This window comes from Parvibaculum sp., assembly GCF_049671045.1.
GTDB lineage: Bacteria > Pseudomonadota > Alphaproteobacteria > Parvibaculales > Parvibaculaceae > Parvibaculum.
On sequence record NZ_JBATUH010000058.1, the window covers coordinates 1 to 3,777 of the forward strand.

Here is a 3,777-nt window from a genome sequence, read left to right on the forward strand (position 1 = left end):
GCTCCCACCTCGCCGGTGAGCCTGCGGCCCTGAAAGGCGCTGGCCACGAGCGGGTCGGCAAGCCGCCCCTTGCGGTGCGCGGAAGGAGCCGCCGTTCCGTCGGCGATGTAGGCCGCGGCGAACGCCGCCATGGCCGCGCTCCTGGCATGCACCATGACCCCGTCGGCCGCGCCCGAGGTCGGGAAATGGCCGCGGAGCCCGGCAAGCGCCACGCCCCCCTGCCCCGGCCCGAGCGCGCGCAGGAACTCGCCGAGCATGAGCGGCGCCGAATGGGTGGCGGCAAGCGCGGTCCTGCCCTCGACCTGCCCCTCGATATGGAATGCGGCGGCATCGTCGAGCGAGACGATGATGACGGGGCAGCCGCCTGCTTCGCGCATGGCGGCGAGAGTGACATCGCAAACGGCGCCGGGCAGCGCAACGAGTGGCGGCGGCACATCGGCGAGGTTCGCCCCACCATTGGCCTGCATCAGCGCGCGCACGGCATCGGGCACCATCCGGCCCGCCGGCCCGCGCGGCAGCATATCGAGCGAGCCCGCCGCACCCATCTTGGCGATGAGATCGGCATCCGCGATGAGGTTGAGCGTCAACTCGCGCGCCATGTCCATGCCGGCATCTAGCGCGGCATGGGCGTTCTCCCCTGCGGCCGCGAAGCGCAGCACGCCCGGCCAAATCTCGAAGCTCTTTTCGACAAGCGGTTCGGCGGCAAGCATGGCCCGTTTTCGCAAGGTAGATGCGGCTTGTCCAGAGGGCGCGGCCTATTCGACGACGCGCACCGGCTGGTCGATATGGAAAACGGCATCCTGCCGGAAGCGCTTCACATAGGCCCGCTTGATTTCCCCGATCGCCTTCGCGGTAGCGACCGTTTCCGGATGGACGATGATGACGATCTTCGTCGGCTCGGACACGACCCTTGCCGACTTCGCCTTCGGGTCGCGCCACTGTCCCGTCGCCGGAACGATGGTGAGCCCGTCGGGAAAGCGCGGCGTCACGAACTCGGCCACGAAGCGCTGCCACTCCTTCTCGCTGACATGCCCGCCCCCCTTGATGCCGAGGCCGAAATAGAGCGTCGTCTGGATGGCGCCGCCATCCGCCAGCGCCGGCGACGGCAGGGGCTGAACGAGCAACAGGACGAGAAAGAGGGAAAGAACGAAGCGCTTCACGGGACCGGCTTGCCTTTTGCTCCGGCCGCGCCCCGCGACGGGCCACGGCCGGAAGAAGTGAGTTCTGCCTTGCCGCCCGACTATGCCACGCCGCACCCGCCCGCGCATCCGGTCATGCGGGTCGCCATGCGCTCAGGCCGCGTCCTTCAGCGCCACATCCGCGATGCGCAGCCGCAGCCCGTCAAGCTTGGCGGTGAAGATGAGCTGGCAGGAAAGCCGCGACCACGGGCCGCCATAATTCTGGTCGAGCATGTCGAGTTCGTCGTCTCGCGGCTCGTGAAGCCGCGACGCCCATTCCGGATCGACCTCGACCTGGCACGTGCCGCAGGCGCAGGCACCGCCGCATTCGGCGATGATCGGAAAGCCGTGATCGCGGACGATCTCCATCACCCGCCAGCCCTCGAGCGCGTCGAGCCTGTGTTCGCGGCCTTCGCCATCGGTGAGATAGATATGCATGGGATAACCTCCGTGTACGGAATTCCGGCGGCGCGGAGCCTGCTTGCCCCGCGCCCTGAACGACATGGAAAAGTGCGGCTTGCCTACGCGACGCCGAGCTTCTTCTGGAGGCTCGTCGATGACGTCGTGTACTGGAACGTGATCTTCGCGTCCGGATTGATGTGCCGCGCCGCCGCCTGCGACATCAGCGCCGCCTCGTGGAAGCCCGAAAGGATGAGCTTCAGCTTGCCGGGATAGGTGTTGATGTCGCCAATGGCATAGATGCCCGGCTCGCTGGTGGCGAATTTCTCCGTATCCACCGGAATGAGGTTCTCGTGGAGATTGATCCCCCAATTCGCGATCGGGCCGAGTTTCATCGTCAGACCGAAGAAGGGCAGAAGCGTGTCGCAGGCGACATCGAACTCCACATTGTCGTTGCCCTTGACAGTCACGCCTTCGAGCTGTCCGTTCGCGCCATGAAGCTTCGTCACCTGCCCGAGATGGAACTTCATCTTCTCTTCCTGGACGAGGCGGTGCATCTCGTTGACCGAGGCGGGCGCGGCGCGGAAACCGTCGCGGCGGTGGACGAGCTGCATCGAGCTCACGATGGGCTGGAGGTTGATCGTCCAGTCGAGCGCGCTGTCGCCGCCGCCCGAAATGAGGACGTTCTTTCCACGGAAGGTTTCCATCTTCTTGACCGCATAGAAGACGGACTTGCCCTCATATTCCTCGATGCCGGGGATCGGCGGACGCTTCGGCTGGAAGCTGCCGCCGCCCGCCGCGATGACGATGACCTTGGCGTTGAAGACGATGCCGCCATCGGTCTTGACGCGCCAGCTTCCGTCCGGCTGGCGCTCGACTTCCTCCACCATCTCGTTGAAGTGGAATTCCGGATGGAAGGGAGCGGCCTGCTCCATCAGCCTGTCGGTCAGCTCCTGGCCGGTCACGATCGGCAGGCCGGGAATGTCGTAGATCGGCTTTTCCGGATAGAGCTCGGCGCACTGCCCGCCCGGCCGATCGAGAATGTCGACGAGATGCGCCTTGATATCGAGCAGCCCAAGCTCGAACACCGCGAAGAGCCCCACGGGCCCCGCGCCAATAATGACTACATCCGTCGTGATCGTCTCAGCCATGTCTCTCACCTGCTCTTGGCACCTGCTCCTGGCACCTGCCGTTGGTCAATGCGCTCCGGCCGCCGGAACAAAAAACATCGAATAAATGTTATTCATTCGATTTCACAATTCGGACCGCCTATATAGGTCGAGCCGGGCCCCGCGCCAAGCGGTTTTTCCGCCCGACGCGCGGGCCGCGCCGCCCGCCGCGCTTTGCCGCGGAAAACCTTGAAGATTCAAGGGTGACAAAGCTCGCCTCGTGGCTATGTTGGGGCCCGGATGCGGCGCTGCAGCAAAGCGCCTACGCCCCCCGGAGAGCAACATGATGAAATGTCACACGATGGAGGAGGTCCGCCGCGAGATCGACCGGATCGACCGGGAACTCGCGAAACTTCTCGCCGAGCGGCAATCCTATATCGACGAGGCCGGCCGCATCAAAGGCGAACGTTCGGCGGTGCGCGACGAGGCGCGGATCGAGGATGTGGTGTCGAAGGCGCTGGCCGCGGCCGACGAATACGGACTTTCCCGCGAGATCGCCGAACCCGTCTGGCGGCTCCTCATCGAAAAGTCGATCGAGCACGAATTCCGGGTTTTCGACGCCAAGATGCGCGCCGCGGGGGAATGACGGGCGAACAGACCCCGAACGCAATCAAGCCCCGGATCGGCTCCGGGGCTCGTGCGTGGTCCGTGTAATGCAAAGGCCCCTTGGGGCCGAAGAGGCGATGCCGCTTAGAACTGCTTGTCCGGCGTCGTCACCACGAGGCCGTCCAGTTCGTCCGTGATCTTGATCTGGCAGGAAAGCCGCGAGTTTTCGCGCACATCGAAGGCGAAATCGAGCATGTCTTCTTCCATGCTCTCGGGCTTACCGACCTTGCCGGTCCACGCCTCGTCCACATAGACGTGGCAGGTCGCGCAGGCGCAGGCGCCGCCGCAATCGGCGTCGATGCCGGGGATCATGTTCTTGATGGCCGCTTCCATCACGGTCATGCCGTTTTCGGCTTCCACCGTGCGTTCCGTGCCGTTGCTTTCCTTAAAGGTGATCTTCGCCATCGCCGTCTCGACTGCAAGAA

General features: G+C 64.9%; 6 protein-coding genes. 1 reads left to right on the top strand and 5 read right to left on the bottom strand.

Annotation, left to right across the window (positions count from 1 at the left end):
- From WBG82_RS07245 to WBG82_RS07260, 4 genes are all read right to left on the bottom strand, one after another.
- On the bottom strand, positions 1 to 710 hold a 710-nt coding region (locus WBG82_RS07245; protein WP_424423163.1), incomplete at its 3' end, for a hypothetical protein.
- Between the two features lie 45 nt (positions 711 to 755).
- Positions 756 to 1,160 carry a DUF3574 domain-containing protein gene (locus WBG82_RS07250; RefSeq protein ID WP_424423165.1) on the bottom strand — a complete coding sequence of 135 codons (405 nt, stop codon included), beginning with the start codon at positions 1,158 to 1,160 and terminating at the stop codon, positions 756 to 758.
- Between the two features lie 132 nt (positions 1,161 to 1,292).
- Complete coding sequence (locus tag WBG82_RS07255; protein ID WP_424423166.1) at positions 1,293 to 1,616, bottom strand: 2Fe-2S iron-sulfur cluster-binding protein; 324 nt, start codon at positions 1,614 to 1,616, stop codon at positions 1,293 to 1,295.
- Positions 1,617 to 1,699: 83 nt separating this feature from the next.
- Entirely contained in the window at positions 1,700 to 2,728 is a 1,029-nt protein-coding gene (locus tag WBG82_RS07260; RefSeq protein WP_424423168.1) for an NAD(P)/FAD-dependent oxidoreductase, read from the bottom strand.
- 301 nt (positions 2,729 to 3,029) lie between these two features.
- Between WBG82_RS07260 and WBG82_RS07265 the strand changes: the two genes are divergently transcribed.
- Complete coding sequence (locus tag WBG82_RS07265; protein ID WP_324297707.1) at positions 3,030 to 3,332, top strand: chorismate mutase; 303 nt, start codon at positions 3,030 to 3,032, stop codon at positions 3,330 to 3,332.
- A gap of 104 nt (positions 3,333 to 3,436) precedes the next feature.
- Here WBG82_RS07265 and WBG82_RS07270 read toward each other — a convergent pair whose 3' ends face one another.
- Positions 3,437 to 3,757 carry a 2Fe-2S iron-sulfur cluster-binding protein gene (locus WBG82_RS07270; protein ID WP_424423169.1) on the bottom strand — a complete coding sequence of 107 codons (321 nt, stop codon included), beginning with the start codon at positions 3,755 to 3,757 and terminating at the stop codon, positions 3,437 to 3,439.
- Positions 3,758 to 3,777: the final 20 nt, after the last annotated feature.

Coding starts and splice junctions, on each gene's coding strand:
- WBG82_RS07265 (WP_324297707.1), top strand. CDS start 3,030: ATGATGAAATGTCACACGATGGAGGAGGTCCGCCGCGAGATCGACCGG.
- WBG82_RS07260 (WP_424423168.1), bottom strand. CDS start 2,728: ATGGCTGAGACGATCACGACGGATGTAGTCATTATTGGCGCGGGGCCC.
- WBG82_RS07270 (WP_424423169.1), bottom strand. CDS start 3,757: ATGGCGAAGATCACCTTTAAGGAAAGCAACGGCACGGAACGCACGGTG.
- WBG82_RS07255 (WP_424423166.1), bottom strand. CDS start 1,616: ATGCATATCTATCTCACCGATGGCGAAGGCCGCGAACACAGGCTCGAC.